Here is an 18,978-nt window from a genome sequence, read left to right as displayed (position 1 = left end):
AGCTAAAACGTTTCCTTCATCCATTCATAAGGTTTTCTTTTCATCCAAAGGCCTCGAGTAAAATCTGGAAAATCCTGAGGCTCACCGTTATTGGCAATAGAAACTTCTGAAAGCGGTGTTACCGCACTCCATGCCGCAGCATCATAAGCATCTAAAGGTGGAGCAATATTCTGCTTAGCAGATTCTACGAAGGAGTTCAATACAAAAAAGTCCATTCCGCCATGCCCTGCATTTAATGCATATTCCCCGTATTTTTCCCAGAGCGGGTGGTCATATGTATCTAACCAAGATTGCGCATCATCCCATTGATGTGGTTCAGATTTCCCTTCCACATAAATTCTGCTACCATCAACTTCCCAGAGTCCGTTTGCACCTTGCGCACGAAATCCTAAAGAATAAGGTCTAGGTAGGTTACAATCATGGGTAATAATAATGGTTTCTCCATTTGCGGTATTAATGGTTGAAGTAATTACATCGCCCTGCTTAAACTTTACTTTTGCATTAGGGTGCTCTTCTCCTCCTTCTTTTACAATGTAATTGTGTAGCCCAATACTTTTTGATGCATGCGAGGTCATTGACATAAACCGATTACCGCGATTAACATCTGCCATTACGGCTACAGGACCCAAACCATGAGTTGGGTATACATCTGCATTTCTTTTTACGGAATGCTCTGTACGCCATTTAGATTCCGATATTCCTTTTTCACCAAATTCAACACCCTTACCATAAGCCGTTTTACCATCATTGAATTTTACGTGTCGTAAATCGTGCTGATAGCCACATCTGTAATGCACCATTTCACCAAATACGTTTTGTTTCACCATATTCAACACCGCTAACACATCTCTACGGTAATTCACATTTTCTAAGATCATCATATGCGTACCGGTGCGCTCATGGGTATTTACCAAATCCCAACACTCTTCTAGCGTATTAGAGGCAGAAACCTCTACTCCTGCATATTTACCCGCTTCCATAGCATCTACCGTCATGCGTGTGTGCCATAACCAAGGTGTAGCAATGATTACGGCGTCAACCTCTTGTAAAGCCAATAGATTCTTATAATCATGTTCATTTGCACCAAATACTTTTGGACGCTTGCCCTTTGCATCAGCTATATGTTTATTGGCAATTTTTATTCTCTCTTCGTCCACATCACAAATTGCAGTGACATTTACATCTTTTCTAAGCAATAAATTCTGCAAATGGTTGGTTCCTCTCAACCCTACACCAATTAAACCAACATTCAATTTATCTGCAGCGCTAAAACTATTATGTGCAAAACCTGGCACTGCAAATAGTCCCATACCTGCCAATGATGTACTTCTAATAAAATTTCTTCTTGTGGCCATTTAGTTGTGTAGTTTATGAACATTGAATTTATAAAAAGTTACCGATACATATTAAATAATTATCAAGTTTATAGATGTTACAACCAATAAATTGTACGAATTTTAAACACATTCCCTATTTTTACCCGGTAAATACAGAAAATTATGACATTACTTTTAATGGCTGCCGGTAGCGGTAGTAGATATGGAAAGCTAAAACAGTTTGATGATTTAGGACCTAATGGTGAGTTTTTAATGGAGTTTGCCATTTACGATGCCATTCAGAATAATTTTGAACAAATTGTAGTTATCACAAAAAAAGAGAACGTTTCTTTTTTAGAGGAGCACCTTTCTAAAAGAATACCAAGCAATATAAAACTAAATGTTCTTGCACAAGAACTTACAGATTTACCTGATGGAGTTACTTTCACTGGTGAGCGCAAGAAACCTTGGGGTACCGCTCATGCAGTATGGACAGCAAGAAAAGTAATTAACGGACCATTTGTTGTAATTAATGCCGATGATTTTTATGGACAATCTGCTTATAAAAAAGCAGCTGATTTCATGAAAACCGATGATAGCGCATATGCACTTTTAGGTTATACACTAAAAGATACGTTGTCTGAACACGGCTCAGTATCAAGAGGTGTTTGTGAAGTAAATGGCGACAATCTGGTTTCTGTACAAGAGCGACTTAAACTTGTACAAAAAGAAAATAGCATTGTAGATGAAGATACCAATCTAGAATTTACCGGTGACGAACAAGCTAGTATGAATTTTTGGGTTTGTAGACCATCTATCTTTGATAAGATCGAATCTGAATTTAGAATATTCTTGAAAGACGAAGACCGCATAGCAAATAGCGAGTTATATATTCCTCTAATGATACAAGAAATGTTACAGGCAAATGAAATTGAAGTGAAATGTATTCCTTCTGGTGGAGATTGGTTTGGTGTAACTTATGCAAGTGATAAAGAAAAAGCAATGAACAGCTTAAAAGAAAAATCGGATTCAGGTAAATACCCTGCTCCTATTTGGAAATAAGATTTTCGTTAGTATGAAATAAGACCCATTAAATATTCATTTAATGGGTTTTTTTATGTTCAAAAATGACCTAAACTAAAAAGAGTCCAACCTTGACAGACCGGACTCTTTTACGAGAACACTATATGAAAATGAAAAAATTTTAATTCGTTTTTAAGAACAATGTAAATGTACAGGTAAGGTTAAATATTAAAAACAAATTGATGTCAACCCCTTATATTTTGTTGTCAGATGGTCTATTTTTGTTGTGAACTCAATTTATAGCTATGAAAATTAGAATAAAAGGTGATTCCGTTCGGTTTCGACTAACCCAAACAGAAGTAAAATCGCTATCTCAAGAAGGAGAAATATTTGATAAAACTAATTTTGGCCCTGCACAATTCAATTACGGCGTGGTATTAAAAAAAGATATTGACCACCTTCAAGTTAGTTTTAAAAACAATGCGGTAGTTTTAGAAATGCCGCAAACAGATGGTAAGGTTTGGTTTAGTAACGATATTATTACTTATGACCATACTATGAAAACAACTTCAGGAAATAATCTTTATCTATTATTAGAAAAAGATTTTACTTGTTTGGATAATACTATAGAAGATCAGTCTGACAATTACCCAAACCCAAAGTTGAGTTAAAGTGTCTTGTTTTAATCGTTTAGATTACAGTTTTAATAGAAATGATTATAATCGTTACTTCTACATTTACTAAGTTTAGAGTATGAATGCAAAAAACGAACGTAACGTCTCTTTTAGAGGATCTGAAGAATTTCTTGATATTGAAATAAAAGAGCCCATAACCCATGCTGCAGGGTATTTGGGTGTTCGTGAAGCTTTAAAGCATACTTTTAAAGAAATGGGCGTTCTACGATCCATGCGCACATTATTAAGCATGAACCAAAAAGATGGTTTTGATTGCCCTAGTTGTGCATGGCCAGATCCAGAACATCCATCACCTGTTGCAGAATATTGCGAAAACGGAGCAAAAGCCTTAGGTGATGAAGCTACTACAGAAAAAATTGGCGCAAGTTTCTTTCAAAAACATTCAGTTGAAGAATTATCTAAACTAACCGATTACGAATTAAATAAATTTGGTCGTTTGGTAGAACCTATGGTTTTAAAACCAGGTAGCATTCATTACGAACCCATTTCTTGGCAAGCAGCTTTTGATTTAATAGCATCTGAATTAAAAAAATTGAACAATCCAGATGAGGCAATTTTCTACACCTCTGGTAGATCAAGTAATGAAGCAGCTTTTATATACGGAATGTTTGCACGTGCACTAGGTACCAACAATTTACCAGACTGCTCTAATATGTGCCATGAAAGTAGCGGTGTTGCATTGGGCGAAACTTTAGGCATAGGAAAAGGGTCCACAACTTTGGAAGATCTTTACGAAGCCGAGGTTATTTTGATAGCTGGTCAAAATCCCGGTACTAACCATCCAAGAATGTTATCTGCTTTAGAAAAATGTAAGCAGAACGGCGGTAAGGTTATCAGCATTAATCCACTTGAAGAATCTGGTCTCCTAAATTTTAAAAATCCACAGCATGTTGGTGGATGGATCGGTGGTGGTGAAGACATGGCAGACATTCACTTGCCCGTCAACATTAACCAAGACATCCCTTTGGTGAAATTGATGTTGAAAAAACTAGTCGTGTTAGAAGAAAAATCAAATGATGTCTTTGACCATGCATTCATTGAAAAATATACCGATGGATATGAGTCTTTAATTTCCGATTTAAAAAATTACAACTCAGAAGAACTACTGGCACAAACAGGCGTATCTGAAGAAAAAATAGATGAAACCGTAGCATTACTAGCTAACAAATCTAAAATTATAGTGTGTTGGGCAATGGGACTGACCCAACATAAAAATGGTGTAGAAAATATTAGAGAGTTCATTAATCTTCTTTTACTTAAAGGAGCCATAGGCAAACCAAATACCGGTACCTGCCCAGTTCGTGGGCATAGTAACGTACAAGGAGACCGCAGTGTTGGTATTCAGCATTTTGTTGATAAGGCAATGAACGAACGTATTAAAGAACACTTAGGTTTTACACCACCAGATCACGAAGGTGTTGACGTTGTAGGTACCCTAAAAGCCATGTATGAAGGCAAGGCAAAAGTATTTATGTGTTTAGGCGGTAACTTTTTAATGGCAGCATCAGATACCGAGTATACTGCAAAAGGTATTCAAAACTGTGACCTTACGGTACAGATCAGTACAAAACTGAACAGAACACATTTAATTACCGGTAAAACAGCTCTTATTCTACCTACTATTGGTAGATCAGAGAAAGACATGAAAGATGGTAAACCACGTCATTTTACTGTTGAAAATAGTATGGGTCGCGTAAAACGCTCTAAAGGAATTCTAAAACCCGCTTCTGACACTATCATGAGCGAGCCGGAGATTATTGCCAATATGGGACATGCTTACTTTGGAGAAGGCCATCCTATGAATTGGAAAGCTTTAGGCGCAGATTATGAGCTTATAAGAACCCAAATAGATCAAGTAGCTAAAGGTTTCAACAAAACAGAAGAACGTTCAGTTGGTGCTGGTTACTACTTACCAAATAATGTACGTGAACTAGACTTTAGCATGTTACCCAATGGAAAGGCTCAATTTACCATTAATAAATTACCAGAACATAAATTGGCAAAAGACGAGTACATGTTAATGACCATTCGTTCTCACGATCAGTTCAACACCACTATTTATGGTTTAGATGATCGTTATAGAGGCGTGTATAATGCACGACGAATCATTTTCATGAATATTGATGACATGAAAGCTGTGGGGCTTAACAAACTAGATGTTGTAGATATTACCAGCACTTATGATGAAATTATTAGAACCGCACATAATTTCAAGGTAGTACCATATAATATCCCATCAGGTAATTTGGCTTCTTACTTTCCTGAAACCAATGTATTAGTACCGTACAACCATTTCGCAGACCGTAGCAAAACACCTATAAGCAAATCGGTTAAGGTGAGATTGGTAAAGAAATAGTTAACCAACACACCACTGACATTCAATTACATAACAATCTGGTAACTCAAAAATAAGTTAGCAGTAACCTATCTATTCTATTATTTTTTGAAACTTTACGGTCATATGTTTCAGTACATGAAATCTATTGAATTGACCGTTTTCCTACATACCCTTCTTGCATTTCATGCCAAGTTGGAGGTCAATCTGCCCCCCTTTACTTTCTTAAAAGTTTCAGTTCAAAAACCTCTAACCATTTTATGAAAAAAAGACCAGTTGATATTGTGGTCATATCTGATGTTCATTTAGGAACATACGGCTGCCACGCCAAAGAACTTTTAAAATATATGAAATCAATTAAGCCAAAAGAAGTAATTCTTAATGGTGATATTGTAGACATCTGGCAATTTAGTAAGCGCTACTGGCCCAAATCCCATATGAAGGTGATCAAGCTTCTATTAGAATGGGTAGCGAAAGGTATACCAGTTCATTACGTAACAGGCAACCATGATGAGCTTTTGCGCAAATTCTCAGGTAATAAAATGGGGTCATTAAGTATTGTCAATAAAATGGTAATTCCGCTTGAAGATAAAAAAGCATGGATTTTTCATGGCGATGTGTTTGATGTAACCATGCAACATTCTAAATGGGTTGCGAAACTTGGTGCTAAAGGCTATGATTTCTTGATCTTATTGAATAGAGCCATAAACTTCATTAGCAAGAAAATGGGCAAGGGACCTATCTCTATGTCCAAAAAAATTAAGAACGGCGTAAAATCTGCCGTCAAGTTCATTAATGATTTTGAACAGATAGCAGCGGATATTGCCATAGAAAACGGATATGATTATGTGATTTGCGGTCATATTCACCAACCGGAAATTCGTAATATAAAAACAGAAAAAGGTGAAGTTACCTACCTTAATTCTGGAGATTGGATAGAAAATTTAACTGCTCTAGAATACCATAATGGAAAGTGGAAACTCTATTCATATCTAGAAGACCAGCTAACTATAGACCATAAAGAGGATATTAAGGAGGAAACATTTGTATTAGAAAAGGCAGAGCTTTTTCAAAGTTTGCTAGAAGAGTTTAGAATTAGTGGAATGACACAGCAGAGTAAATGAGAGTACTATATGCAATTCAGGGTACCGGAAACGGACATTTAAGTAGAGCGCGAGACGTAATACCAGCGTTATTAAAACACAACATCTCGTTAGACATTTTAGTTAGTGGCATACAAGCGGATATCAAGCTACCCTACCCTGTTAGATATCAGTTAAAGGGGCTTAGTTTCATCTTTGGTAAAAAAGGAGGCGTAGACGTCTGGAAAACCTATTACAGGGCAAATTCTATGCGCCTGCAGAAAGAAATAAAGAGTATTCCTGTAGAAGATTACGATCTGATCATAAATGATTTTGAGCCGGTAACGGCATGGGCATGTAAGTTAAAAAACAAACCCTGCTACAGCTTTAGCCACCAAGCTGCAGTTTTATCTGACTTAGCACCAAAACCAAAGAAAAAAGATAGAATGGGCAAATGGATCTTAAATAACTATGCCCCAACCAGTCAACAGTATGGCTTACACTTTAAATCTTATGAAGAAAACATCTACACTCCCATAATTAGAGATGACATTCGTTCTGCAACAATTACAAAAGGGGAGCACTACACGGTATACCTACCTTCATATAGTGATGAGAAATTATTGAATTTTTTAAGCAAAATGAAGAGCGCAAAATGGGAAGTTTTTTCCAAGCACAACACCTATGAATATTTCAATAAAAACATTCATATAAAACCCATTACCAATGAAGCTTTTGTAAAAAGCATGGCCTCTAGTAAAGGTGTTTTATGTGGAGCTGGTTTTGAAGCCCCTGCAGAAAGTCTTTACATGCAAAAGAAATTGCTCGTAATACCTATGAAAGGGCAATATGAGCAGCAATGCAATGCTGCGGCATTGGCAGAAATGGGCGTTCCGGTTATAAAATCGCTTAAAAAAAAGCATTTAGACAAAGTAAGACACTGGCTAGAAACCGATACAATTGTACCTGTTAGCTACCCGGATAATACAGATGAAATCGTTTCTAAGCTTTTAGAAGAATCTCTAGTAAACAACCACGCAGCAAGTTTGCCTGGCATTGAATTGAAAGTATAACTATAATTTCGACACGAGCATCGGAACTATTAAATCTCGACCATCGAGTAATTCCCTAAAAGCATCCTATATCATTGAAAGAACATAAAGAAACCATTTTGAACGCATCAGATTTTGGTGAGGATTTTACATGGGGAGTATCTACGGCAGCATATCAAATTGAAGGCGCACACAATTTACATGGTAAAGGACCTTCTATTTGGGACAAGTTTACCGCCACACCAAAAGTGATTCTTAACGGAGAAAACGCGAATGTGTCTTGTGACTTCTACCATAAGTACAAGGAAGATATTTTGTTAATGAAATCCATGAATATTGATAACTATCGTTTTTCAATCTCATGGCCAAGGGTTTTACCTAATGGTATAGGCACTATAAATGAAGCTGGTATACAATTTTATAATGAAGTCATAAATTTTTGTTTGAAGCAAAATATTACCCCGTGGATTACTTTATACCATTGGGATCTACCTCAAACCCTAGAAGAAAAAGGAGGATGGACGAACAGGCAAATCGTTACATGGTTTTCAGAGTTCACTCAAGTATGTGCTAATGCTTTTGGCGACCGGGTGAAAAATTGGATGGTAATGAACGAACCTATGGTTTTTACTGGTGCCGGATATTTTTTAGGAGTGCATGCGCCAGGTAAAAAAGGATTGAAAAACTTTCTACCTGCCGCTCACCACGCGGTTCTTTGTCAGGCAGAAGGTGGCAGAATACTTCGAAAACTAGTACCTAATGCCAACATTGGCACTACATTTTCATGTTCACAGATTACACCTTATAGAAAGAACAAAAGAGATAGAAAAACCGCTATTAAAGTTGACGCCTTACTCAATCGTTTATTCATTGAGCCAACACTTGGTTTGGGTTACCCCACAAAAGAAGCTCCCGTACTAAAAAAACTACAGCCCTATATTAAATCTACGGATATGGATGATTGTAAGTTCGATTTTGATTTTATAGGAATTCAAAACTATACACGTGAAAAAGTAAAATACAGTCTTTTAGTACCATACATAAGAGCCAAGATTGTTAAAGCCAGTAAAAGAAACGTTGCTACTACATTGATGGATTGGGAAGTTTACCCACCTAGCATTTACAATATGATTGAAAAGTTCAGCAACTATCCACAAATAAAAAATATAATTATCACCGAGAATGGAGCCGCTTTTAAAGATAAGATAGATGGTGACAACATTACCGATATGAAACGGACCGACTTTCTACAACGCTATTTAAGGCAAGTATTAAAGGCAAAACAAGCAGGGTTAAATATTCACGGATATTTCGTGTGGACATTTACAGATAATTTTGAATGGGCAGAAGGTTACCATCCAAGATTTGGATTGGTACATATTGATTTTAAAACACTAAAAAGAACAATAAAATCTTCGGGAAAATGGTTCTCTCAATTCCTTTCTAACTAAAATAAAGGCACAAAAAAAGCCGATGCTCCCACCGGCTTAAGCTTTTATCCAAAATAAACATACACACATCTTACTTGCGCAATGCAAAGATATATTGTCATTCTTTATGCTATGTTAAGGCTACTATAGTAAAATGTTACTTTATTGAAAAGCGGGCATACCCGTAATATCCGCACCTGTAATTAATAAGTGAATATCATGCGTACCCTCATAAGTAATTACACTCTCTAAATTCATCATATGGCGCATAATGCTATACTCACCTGTAATGCCCATACCACCTAAAACCTGTCTTGCTTCACGAGCTATTTTAATAGCCATCTCCACATTGTTTCTTTTCGCCATGGAAATTTGTGCGGAAGTAGCTTTACCTTGATTTTTTAATTGCCCTAAACGAAACGCTAATAATTGCGCTTTGGTGATCTCAGTAATCATTTCCGCTAATTTCTTTTGCTGCAATTGTGTTGCTGCAATAGGCTTACCAAATTGAATGCGCTCTTTTGCATATCTTAATGCCGTATCATAGCAATCCATAGCAGCACCTATCGCACCCCATGCAATTCCAAATCTAGCGGAATCCAAACAACCCAAAGGCGCTCCCAATCCAGACTTATTCGGCAACAGATTTTCCTTTGGAACTTTTACATTATCAAATATCAATTCTCCTGTAGCCGAAGCCCTTAAAGACCATTTATTATGTGTTTCTGGTGTGGTAAAACCTTCCATTCCACGTTCCACGATTAAACCGTGAATACGACCTTCTTCATTCTTTGCCCATACTACAGCTATATCGCAAAAAGGTGAATTCGAAATCCAAAGTTTGGCACCGTTCAACAAATAATGATCACCCATATCTTTGTACTTGGTTTCCATACCGCTAGGATTGGAACCATGGTTAGGCTCTGTTAACCCAAAGGAACCCATCCATTCACCAGAAGCTAGTTTTGGCAGGTATTTTTTGCGTTGTTCCTCAGTGCCGTAAGTATAAATTGGGTACATCACCAAAGAAGATTGCACAGATGCCGTAGAACGCACACCACTATCTCCCCTTTCAATTTCTTGCATAATGAGTCCGTAACTTATTTGATCTAAGCCTGCACCACCATATTCTTCAGGAATGTACGGTCCAAAAGCTCCAATCTCTGCAAGACCTTTTATTATCTGCTTTGGAAATTCTGCCTTTTGGGCATATTCTTCAATGATTGGAGATACATCTCTCTTTACCCATTGGCGTGCAGCATCGCGAACTAGCAAATGTTCTTCAGAAAGTAAATCGTCTAAATTATAATAGTCTGGTGCTTCAAATAAATCTGGTCTCATAACAATGCTTTTATCAAAGATAATTAAAGAAATATAACATTTTACTACACTAAAGTTACATTTTTAAATAAAACTCTTTAGTCAAGTCCACATACTCAGCAGTATATACATGCCTATCAGTTTCGATGATTAATTCTGTGGTATCGAATTCTTTGGCTACTCTAGAGAACGTCAATAACACACGTTTTATTTCTGCTGTCGGGTTTCCTCTAACATGTAAACACTCATTCAGAAATAAACCTTCACCTTCAGCTCTTTTCACAAAAGCATCTTTTTCCTTAAAAGGTATAATTGTGGTGAACACGCCATTGTAAGACAACAACTTTGAAACTGCCGCCACTAGTTCTTCAAAAGGAAGAAACTCATTTTGCCGTGCCTGATCTCGTTGTACATTTCCTGATGCAACATTTTCTGAATAAAATGGAGGATTACAGACTATCAACTCATACTGATCTTCAATTTCATCAACAAACTCATCCAAACCGGCATGATAGCAGTATAACCTATCTCCCCATGGGGATAATTCAAAATTCTCCACACACTGCTCATAGGCATCCGCATCTATTTCTAAGGCGTCAATTACCTCAGCGTTGCTTCTTTGTGCCAACATCAATGCAATAACTCCTGTACCGGCACCAATATCAAGAATAGATTCTGGATTATTATCTACTGTAGTCCAAGCACCCAGCAATACGCCGTCCGTACCAATTTTCATGGCACAACGGTCTTGATTAATACTAAATTGTTTAAATTTAAATAGTTCGCTCAATGTATATTTTCTAATCTGTTAAGTTATTTAATATTCTACTTTTTGCATCTGCAAGGTAGCTTCTACCAATGGTATATCTAATACCGCCAATTTCAACACTATTTCCTTCAACTACATTTACCTTATCTACTGCAATCGTGAAAGATCGATGTATTCTGATAAAATTATCTCCAGGGAGTTCATCTGTAAAACTGCTCAGTGTTCTATGAATGATATATTTAGCAGTAGGGGTAATAATCCTGATATAATCCTTAAGGCTTTCTATGACCATTATTTCCTCAAGATATATTTTCTGAAGTTTCTTTTTATCGACCTTCACAAAAATAGATGGCTTCTCGTCCTTTTCCAAAGAGCTATTGCCAAAACCTTTCTTTAGCCCTATTACACGATCTACAGATTTAAAAAAACGTGGTAATGAAATAGGCTTAACCAAATAATCTATCGCCTCAAGCTCAAAACTCTTTAATGCATGCTCTTCATGTGCCGTGGTCATAATGACAAACGGCTTTTTATGTAGGGTACTCAAAAATTCCAATCCATCCAGAAAAGGCATATTAATGTCCAAGAACATAATATCTACTTGGTTATCTCTTAAAAAAGTCGATGCATCTAACGCATTAGAAAAGGTACCTTCTAATTTCAATTCCTTAACTCTTTCTAAATAGTTTTTAAGCACATTTATTGCCAACGGTTCATCATCTACTACTATCACTTTCAAAATCATACTACCTTAAGCTTTAAAACAACATTGAACATTTTATCCTTCTCAAATATCTTTAATTCGTAATCATTTTTATCATACCCTAACTCTAAACGTTTTTTTACATTGGAGAGTCCTATACCTCCGCGTTTTACAGGATATACATATTCTGTATTTACGAGCGGAATGGAATTTGACACTTTAAAATCCATAAATCCGTCCTCTACCTTGACATCGATTTTAATCTTCATTTCCCCAATATTCTTATTTGCCCCATGTTTAAAGCAATTTTCAATAAGAGGAATCAAAAGCATAGGCGGAATCTTACAATTCGTAAGATCACCAGAAATATTCATATCAATCTTTAAAGAATCATCAAACCGAATACGTTCCAAATCTATGTAATTTCTTATACAATTAATTTCACTTGTTAAATCTTGACGCTGTTTTTTAGTGGCATACAGCAAGTATCGCATCAATTCCGATAATTTTAAAATAACTTCTGGTGCCTGATCAGATTTTTCTAAGGTTAAAGAGTATATATTATTTAAGGTATTAAAGAAAAAATGTGGTGAGACCTGAGACCTTAAAAAACGAAGTTCCGTTTTAAGTTGTCGCTTTTCTAAATCATGAAGTTTACTACTTTCCCTAATCCAATCTACGGTTAATTTTATAGCTGTAAAAAATGATATTACGTACACTTCACCTATCATACTTTGCACAGCAAAACCAATAGTTAACCTATCGATAATTTCTGAACTTTCCGGCATTACATCTTTACTTACCAAACAATAAGTAAGATTAAATTTTACCAATAGCATTAGTATTAATGCTGCTATTATAAAAAGCGTGTATTGGATATACTTTTTATTATAGATGAACTTTGGCATTAAATAATAAGCATTTAAATACGCTAAAAACATATGTATTGGAAACCCAATTATGTTGGTGTGTAGTGACAATAGAAAATTGTCATGTATAAATGACCAACGAAAAGTATTGAAGATGAAATATACAGACCAGAATAAAAAATGATGCCATGGTTTAATATCATTTGCACCAAAAAAATTAGGCTTTCGTAAAAACTTCATCAATCTAATATCCATGATGAAAAATTAATACTATTTCTACTATTAATTACTGTTAATAGTAATCTTTATTGGTTTTATCTTTTAGTATTTACTCTCCTAAATAGTACCTGCAAAAAGAAAATAAAAACTAGGACAAATACAGATCAACCAAACCTTCAGGTGTAGTTACAAAAATACTCTTGTTCTCACGATCTACTTTAGTGATAATATCGTCACTTACAGGTATCAATAATTGTGTTCCGTCTTTCTCCACTTCAAACAAAGCTTGTGCTGTAGTATCGTTAACGCTCTGTATTATACCAATATCACCGTGAACAGAATCTATCATGTTAAAACCGATAATTTCATGGTAATAAAACTTATTGCCTTTAAGCGTCGGCAACATGGTAAGGGGTAGATAGAGTCCGGATTTCATAATGCGATCCGCATCGGACTCTGATTTCACCTCTTCAAAATCTATACGAAGTAAGTTAGATTTATGAAGTCGGCATCTTTTAATAAAAAATGGAACCAGATTGTTTCCTAAAGAAACGAATACTGATTCCATGTTTTCGTATATCTCGGGGTCATCGGTATCTAGTTTTACTAATACCTCGCCTTTGAAACTATATTTTGAAACGATATTACCTAGGTAGAAACAATCTTCCTTACGCATCGTTTCTTAAAAATTATGCTTTATCATCTGCAGCAGGAGCTTCAGTAGCTTGCTCTGGTTCACCTGCAGCTTCAACAGCTTCTACTTCAGATTCAGCGTTTTCACCTTCAGCAACTTCTGGTAAAGCAGCAGCGGCAGCTTCAGCAGCACGCTTATCGTTTACTTCTTTTTCCGCTTTTAAGGCAGCAGCTCTTGCATCAGCTTTAACTTTATCAATACCACCAACTTTATCAGCAATAGCAGCTTCTTTTTCAGTAACCCAAGCATTGAATTTTTCTTCAGCTTGCTCTTCAGTTAATGCACCTTTACGAACACCACCTAATAAATGATGCTTTAAAAGTACACCTCTGTAAGAAAGAATAGCTTTAGCAGTATCAGTTGGTTGTGCACCGTTTTGTAACCACTTTACAGAACTATCAATATCAAGTTCAATTGTTGCAGGGTTAGTATTAGGATTGTAGATACCTAATTTCTCTAAGAATTTACCATCTCTTTTAGCTCTTGCATCTGCAGCAACTACCCAATAGAATGGTTTTCCTTTTTTACCGTGTCTTTGTAATCTAATTTTTACTGGCATATCACATTAATTTGTAGGGTGCCCGACCCTTGATTATTAATTCTAGTTTTTTTAACTCGTTCGCCATCAGCCAGCAAAGCTAATCCGAAAGCGGGTGCAAATATAATTTAAAATGCTGAATTGGCAACAATGAATTCAAGTTATTTCAATTGGCTTTTTCAAAAATGCAAAACAGAAGATTCAAAAATACAATTACCTAACAGTAAACACCATATACACTAGCCTTCCAGCTATTAATCAGCAAGCACAATTCTAACTATACTATTCATTTATTACTCATAAAAACCACTCGTTAATAACTCTTAGCAACTCCGCTTTTTCTAACAAGCACTTTTTAGTAATTTTATAGGCACTTTTTAGGTCACGTAACTGACCGCTTTTGAACACACAGAAAATTCGCTATGTACCTCATATTTGATACCGAAACTACCGGTCTTCCAAAAAACTGGAACGCACCTATTACAGACACAGACAACTGGCCACGTTGCATACAGATTGCATGGCAGCTGCATGACGATATGGGAAAATGCATTGAGCATGAAGATTATCTAGTTCGCCCAGAGGGATTCAACATTCCTTATGACGCCGAGCAAATTCACGGTATTTCTACTGAGCTTGCAGAACAAAAAGGTATTTCTCTTGCAGAGGTTTTGGAGAAATTCAACATTGCCATGTCTAAAACAAAATTCATTGTTGGGCAGAATGTAGGTTTCGATTTAAATATTATGGGTGCTGAATTTCATCGTTTGGGTGTTGAAAATCCGTTACAAGAACTTCCTGTTTTAGATACCTGTACAGAGCACACGGCACAATTATGCCAGATCCCTGGTGGTAGAGGTGGTAAATTCAAGTTACCAACATTAACAGAATTGCACCAATATTTATTCGGAGAGCCTTTTGGCGAAGCGCATAATGCAACTGCCGATGTTGAGGCAACCACACGTTGTTTTCTAGAACTTATCCGTAAGCAACAGTATACAAAAGAACAATTAGATGTTCAACCCGATTATTTCAAGAATTTCTCTGAGGCTAATCCGCAGGAAATTGAACTTATCGGTCTTAAACACATCAACCTTAAAAAAGCATCGAAAAAAATTGCCGATGCTCTTTGGGCAAAAGATACTGGCGGAGTTTCTCAAGAAGAGATAGAAGAAAACTTGGCTACTTTAGAGAACGCAAGTTTCTCACATTTACATAATCACACACAATTCTCCATATTACAATCCACCATAAGCGTTCCTGATTTGGTCAAAGCTGCTGCAAAAGCCAAAATGCCTGCAGTTGCCATGACGGATCATGCAAATATGATGGGTGCTTTTCATTTTGTAAACGGAGTGTTAAATCATAACAAAGGTGTTGTTTCTAGAAATGAAGCAAATCAGAAAAGATTTGAAGCCACACAAAACGGCACTTTAGAGGAAGATCAAGAGCCCTTAACCGAACTACCGGAACCTGAACAAGAAATAACTCCTATAATAGGCTGCGAGTTTCAGGTCTGTGAAGATCATACTAACAAATCACAAAAAGACAACGGCTACCAAATAGTAATGCTCGCCAAGAGTAAAAAAGGTTATTTGAACTTAGCCAAGATGTCATCTATTGCCTTCGTTTCGGGTAAATACTATGTGCCTCGTATCGATAAAAAAGTGGTTGAGCAGTACAAGGAAGATGTCATGGTTCTGACAGGAAACCTTTATGGTGAGGTTCCTAGTAAAGTACTTAACGTTGGTGAAAATCAAGCAGAAGAAGCTTTAATTTGGTGGAAAGAAACTTTTGGCGATGATTTATACATTGAAATCATGCGCCACGGTCAAGAAGATGAAGATCGTGTAAACCAAGTTTTGATACAGTTTGCCAAAAAGCACAATGTAAAATTGGTCGCCACCAATAATACCTACTACGCAGAAAAAGAAAATGCACATGCGCATGATATTCTTCTTTGCGTAAAAGATGGCGAAAAACAAGCTACCCCAATAGGTCGTGGTCGTGGCTATCGTTACGGATTGCCCAATTCAGAATATTACTTTAAGTCATCTGATGAGATGAAAGAGCTTTTTAAGGATATCCCTGAAGCTATCATCAATATTCAAGAAATCGTTGATAAAGTAGAGACTTTCACATTGGCACGTGATGTACTATTGCCTGCGTTCGATATTCCTGAAGAATTTCAGTTCGAGGAAGACAAGTTGGATGGTGGCAAACGTGGTGAAAATAAATTTCTACGCCACATTACCTATGAAGGCGCAAAGAAAAGATATGGTGAAATTACTCCCGCTATTGATGAGCGACTAGATTTCGAACTTCAGGTAATCGAAAAAACGGGCTACCCTGGTTACTTCTTGATTGTAGAAGATTTTATTAGGGCAGCAAGAACTATGGATGTATCCGTAGGTCCTGGTCGTGGATCTGCTGCAGGATCTGCCGTTGCTTACTGTTTATGGATTACGAATTTAGACCCCATTAAGTACGACTTACTTTTTGAGCGTTTCTTAAATCCGGATCGTGTAAGTATGCCCGATATTGATATTGATTTTGATGATGAAGGGCGAGGTCGCGTAATGGATTATGTAATCGATAAATATGGTTCAAATCAAGTAGCACAGATTATCACTTATGGTACCATGGCTGCTAAATCTGCCATTAGAGATACAGCTCGTGCGTTAGATTTGCCTTTGCAAGATTCAGATCGCATGGCGAAGCTCATACCCGATATGTCTAAGCTGAAAAAGATAATTGGGGTCGATGAAAAAATCTTGAGGTCGAAATTTAGATCAGAAGATTTAGAAAAGATAAATGAGCTTTTAGCAATTTCCGAAGGTGATGGTCCTGAATCAGAAACCTTAAATCAGGCGTACGTTTTAGAAGGTTCTGTTCGTAACACCGGTATTCATGCCTGTGGGGTTATTATTACCCCAGATGACATTACCAAGTTCGTACCCGTGGCACTTGCCAAGGATTCCGAAATGTACTGTACTCAGTTTGACAACTCCGTTGTGGAGGATGCCGGATTGTTGAAGATGGATTTCTTGGGATTGAAAACGCTGACCTTGATTAAGGATACCGTTAAGATCGTAAAAGCAAAACACGGTGTTGAGTTAGACCCAGAGAATTTTCCGTTAGATGATGTAAAAACATACGAGCTCTTTCAAAGAGGAGAAACAGTTGGTGTATTCCAATATGAATCTCCTGGAATGCAGAAACACATGAGGGCGTTAAAACCTACTGTTTTTGCAGATTTAATTGCCATGAACGCATTGTACCGTCCTGGTCCAATGGAGTATATACCGAGTTTCATTGCACGTAAACACGGTACCGAAGAGATTGTATATGACCTTGATGCTAACGAAGAATACTTAGCAGAAACCTATGGTATTACAGTATACCAAGAGCAAGTGATGCTCCTGTCGCAGAAGCTGGCAGACTTTACAAAAGGTGAAGCCGATGTCTTGCGTAAGGCAATGGGTAAAAAACAAAAGCATGTACTCGATAAAATGAAGCCAAAGTTCATTGAACAAGCTTCAGCCAAAGGACATGCAGTTGATAAACTAGAGAAGATTTGGAAAGATTGGGAAGCCTTTGCAGCCTATGCCTTTAACAAATCTCACTCCACTTGCTACGCATGGATCGCATACCAAACCGCATATTGTAAAGCCCACTACCCTGCCGAATATATGGCGGCGGTATTGAGTAATAATATGAATGACATTAAACAGGTTACCTTCTTCATGGAAGAATGTAAACGTATGGGCTTAGATGTACTAGGACCAGATGTTAATGAATCATACTATAAATTTGCCGTAAACGATGCAGGTGCCGTTCGTTTTGGAATGGGTGCCGTAAAAGGTGTTGGTCGTGGTGCGGTAGAAACCATCGTAGAAAACAGAAAAGAAGAAGGACCTTATAAATCCGTATTCGATTTTGCAAAACGAATAGATCTTCGTGCAGCAAATAAAAAAGCATTTGAAAGTTTAGCCGTTGCAGGAGGATTTGATTCTTTTGGCGATACACACAGAGCACAGTATTTTCATAATGAAGGAGACGGAGTCACGTTTTTAGAGAAGACCATAAAATATGGAGCTAAATTTCAAGAGAGCGAAAACTCTAGCCAAGTAAGTCTTTTCGGTGATACGAGTGAGGTACAAATACCAGAACCAGTAGTACCACCATGCGAGGAATGGGGTACCATGGAAAAACTTAGAAGAGAAAAAGAAGTGGTAGGTATTTATATTTCTGGTCACCCTTTAGATGATTTCAAAACAGAAGTAAAGGCATTTTGCAATGCTAACATAGCTTGCGTAAATGATCTACCTACCTATGTCAACAGAGAACTTACCTTTGCCGCAGTAATTACAGATGTACAACATAGGGTGTCCAAGAATGGAAAAGGTTGGGCAGCATTTACCATGGAGGATTATACCGACTCCTATGAATTTAGGATTTTTGGGGAGGAATATTTAAAATTCAGACACTTCTTAATGATCAATTCCTTTGCCTATGTAAAATTATTTGTTCGTGATGGGTGGATGAATAAAGATACCGGTAAAAAAGGAGATCCAAGAATGCAGTTCAATAGCTTTATGTTGCTACAAGAAGTAATGGAAACCTATGCCAGAAAATTGACGATAAAACTGAACATTGCCAACCTAAAAGAGGAAAATGTGCGTACGTTAAAAGACACTTTCACTAATCATAAAGGTGAACACCCTGTCAACTTTATCGTTTATGAAATGAAAGAAAAAATTAAGGTAACATTAAATAGTAGAAAGCAAAAAGTAAATATTTCGACCGAGTTATTACAACTTTTAGAAAAACAAGACGTTCACTTTAAACTGAATTAGAGCAATATTTATTATTTTTTTTACAATTGACATAGTGATTTAGGCATACCACATGAACTAAACTTAACTATTAT

14 protein-coding genes are annotated in these 18,978 nt (G+C 36.8%); 7 read left to right on the top strand and 7 right to left on the bottom strand.

Annotated elements, in window-relative coordinates; translation table 11 throughout:
* Positions 1–2 precede the first annotated feature (2 nt).
* Entirely contained in the window at positions 3–1,355 is a 1,353-nt protein-coding gene (locus P177_RS03000) for a Gfo/Idh/MocA family protein (protein ID WP_036151691.1), read from the bottom strand.
* A gap of 144 nt (positions 1,356–1,499) precedes the next feature.
* Here P177_RS03000 and P177_RS02995 point away from each other — a divergent pair, with 144 nt between their 5' ends.
* The 6 genes from P177_RS02995 (at position 1,500) to P177_RS02970 (ending at position 8,954) form a co-directional block, all read left to right on the top strand.
* Positions 1,500–2,378, top strand: coding sequence for a nucleotidyltransferase family protein (locus P177_RS02995; protein ID WP_036151689.1), 879 nt, complete (start codon positions 1,500–1,502; stop codon positions 2,376–2,378).
* A gap of 266 nt (positions 2,379–2,644) precedes the next feature.
* Positions 2,645–3,010, top strand: coding sequence for a DUF7009 family protein (locus tag P177_RS02990; RefSeq protein ID WP_036151687.1), 366 nt, complete (start codon positions 2,645–2,647; stop codon positions 3,008–3,010).
* Between the two features lie 82 nt (positions 3,011–3,092).
* Positions 3,093–5,390 (top strand): FdhF/YdeP family oxidoreductase, encoded by a 2,298-nt coding sequence (locus tag P177_RS02985; RefSeq protein WP_036151684.1) that lies wholly within the window; start codon positions 3,093–3,095, stop codon positions 5,388–5,390.
* A 239-nt stretch (positions 5,391–5,629) separates the two neighbouring features.
* Complete coding sequence (locus P177_RS02980) at positions 5,630–6,493, top strand: UDP-2,3-diacylglucosamine diphosphatase (RefSeq protein WP_036151681.1); 864 nt, start codon at positions 5,630–5,632, stop codon at positions 6,491–6,493.
* Positions 6,490–7,524: a glycosyltransferase family protein gene (locus P177_RS02975; protein WP_036151679.1), complete on the top strand. Its 1,035-nt coding sequence runs from the start codon at positions 6,490–6,492 to the stop codon at positions 7,522–7,524. Before P177_RS02980 ends, P177_RS02975 begins: the two co-directional genes overlap by 4 nt.
* Positions 7,525–7,598: 74 nt before the next feature.
* On the top strand, positions 7,599–8,954 hold the full coding sequence (locus P177_RS02970; RefSeq protein WP_036151677.1) for a GH1 family beta-glucosidase: 1,356 nt from the start codon (positions 7,599–7,601) through the stop codon (positions 8,952–8,954).
* Between the two features lie 141 nt (positions 8,955–9,095).
* Here P177_RS02970 and P177_RS02965 read toward each other — a convergent pair whose 3' ends face one another.
* From P177_RS02965 to P177_RS02940, 6 genes are all read right to left on the bottom strand, one after another.
* On the bottom strand, positions 9,096–10,274 hold the full coding sequence (locus tag P177_RS02965) for an acyl-CoA dehydrogenase family protein (protein WP_036151675.1): 1,179 nt from the start codon (positions 10,272–10,274) through the stop codon (positions 9,096–9,098).
* A gap of 55 nt (positions 10,275–10,329) precedes the next feature.
* Entirely contained in the window at positions 10,330–11,043 is a 714-nt protein-coding gene (locus P177_RS02960; protein WP_036151673.1) for a tRNA1(Val) (adenine(37)-N6)-methyltransferase, read from the bottom strand.
* 10 nt (positions 11,044–11,053) lie between these two features.
* Positions 11,054–11,767: a LytR/AlgR family response regulator transcription factor gene (locus P177_RS02955; protein WP_036151671.1), complete on the bottom strand. Its 714-nt coding sequence runs from the start codon at positions 11,765–11,767 to the stop codon at positions 11,054–11,056.
* Complete coding sequence (locus P177_RS02950; protein ID WP_084684616.1) at positions 11,764–12,849, bottom strand: sensor histidine kinase; 1,086 nt, start codon at positions 12,847–12,849, stop codon at positions 11,764–11,766. The genes P177_RS02955 and P177_RS02950 overlap by 4 nt, the downstream gene beginning before the upstream one ends.
* A 112-nt stretch (positions 12,850–12,961) precedes the next feature.
* Entirely contained in the window at positions 12,962–13,489 is a 528-nt protein-coding gene (gene rimM, locus P177_RS02945; RefSeq protein WP_036151669.1) for a ribosome maturation factor RimM, read from the bottom strand.
* Positions 13,490–13,502: 13 nt separating this feature from the next.
* A complete protein-coding gene (locus tag P177_RS02940) occupies positions 13,503–14,066 on the bottom strand; it encodes a 30S ribosomal protein S16 (RefSeq protein ID WP_036151667.1) in 564 nt (187 codons plus the stop codon).
* 401 nt (positions 14,067–14,467) lie between these two features.
* On the opposite strand from P177_RS02940, the gene dnaE reads away from it, so the two are divergent.
* A complete protein-coding gene (gene dnaE / locus P177_RS02935) occupies positions 14,468–18,904 on the top strand; it encodes a DNA polymerase III subunit alpha (RefSeq protein ID WP_036151664.1) in 4,437 nt (1,478 codons plus the stop codon).
* Positions 18,905–18,978 lie beyond the last annotated feature (74 nt).

It is taken from the genome of Maribacter forsetii DSM 18668, from assembly GCF_000744105.1.
GTDB lineage: Bacteria > Bacteroidota > Bacteroidia > Flavobacteriales > Flavobacteriaceae > Maribacter > Maribacter forsetii.
Note: the sequence above shows the minus strand (reverse complement) of the source record. Positions and strands in the feature narration are given on the sequence as shown.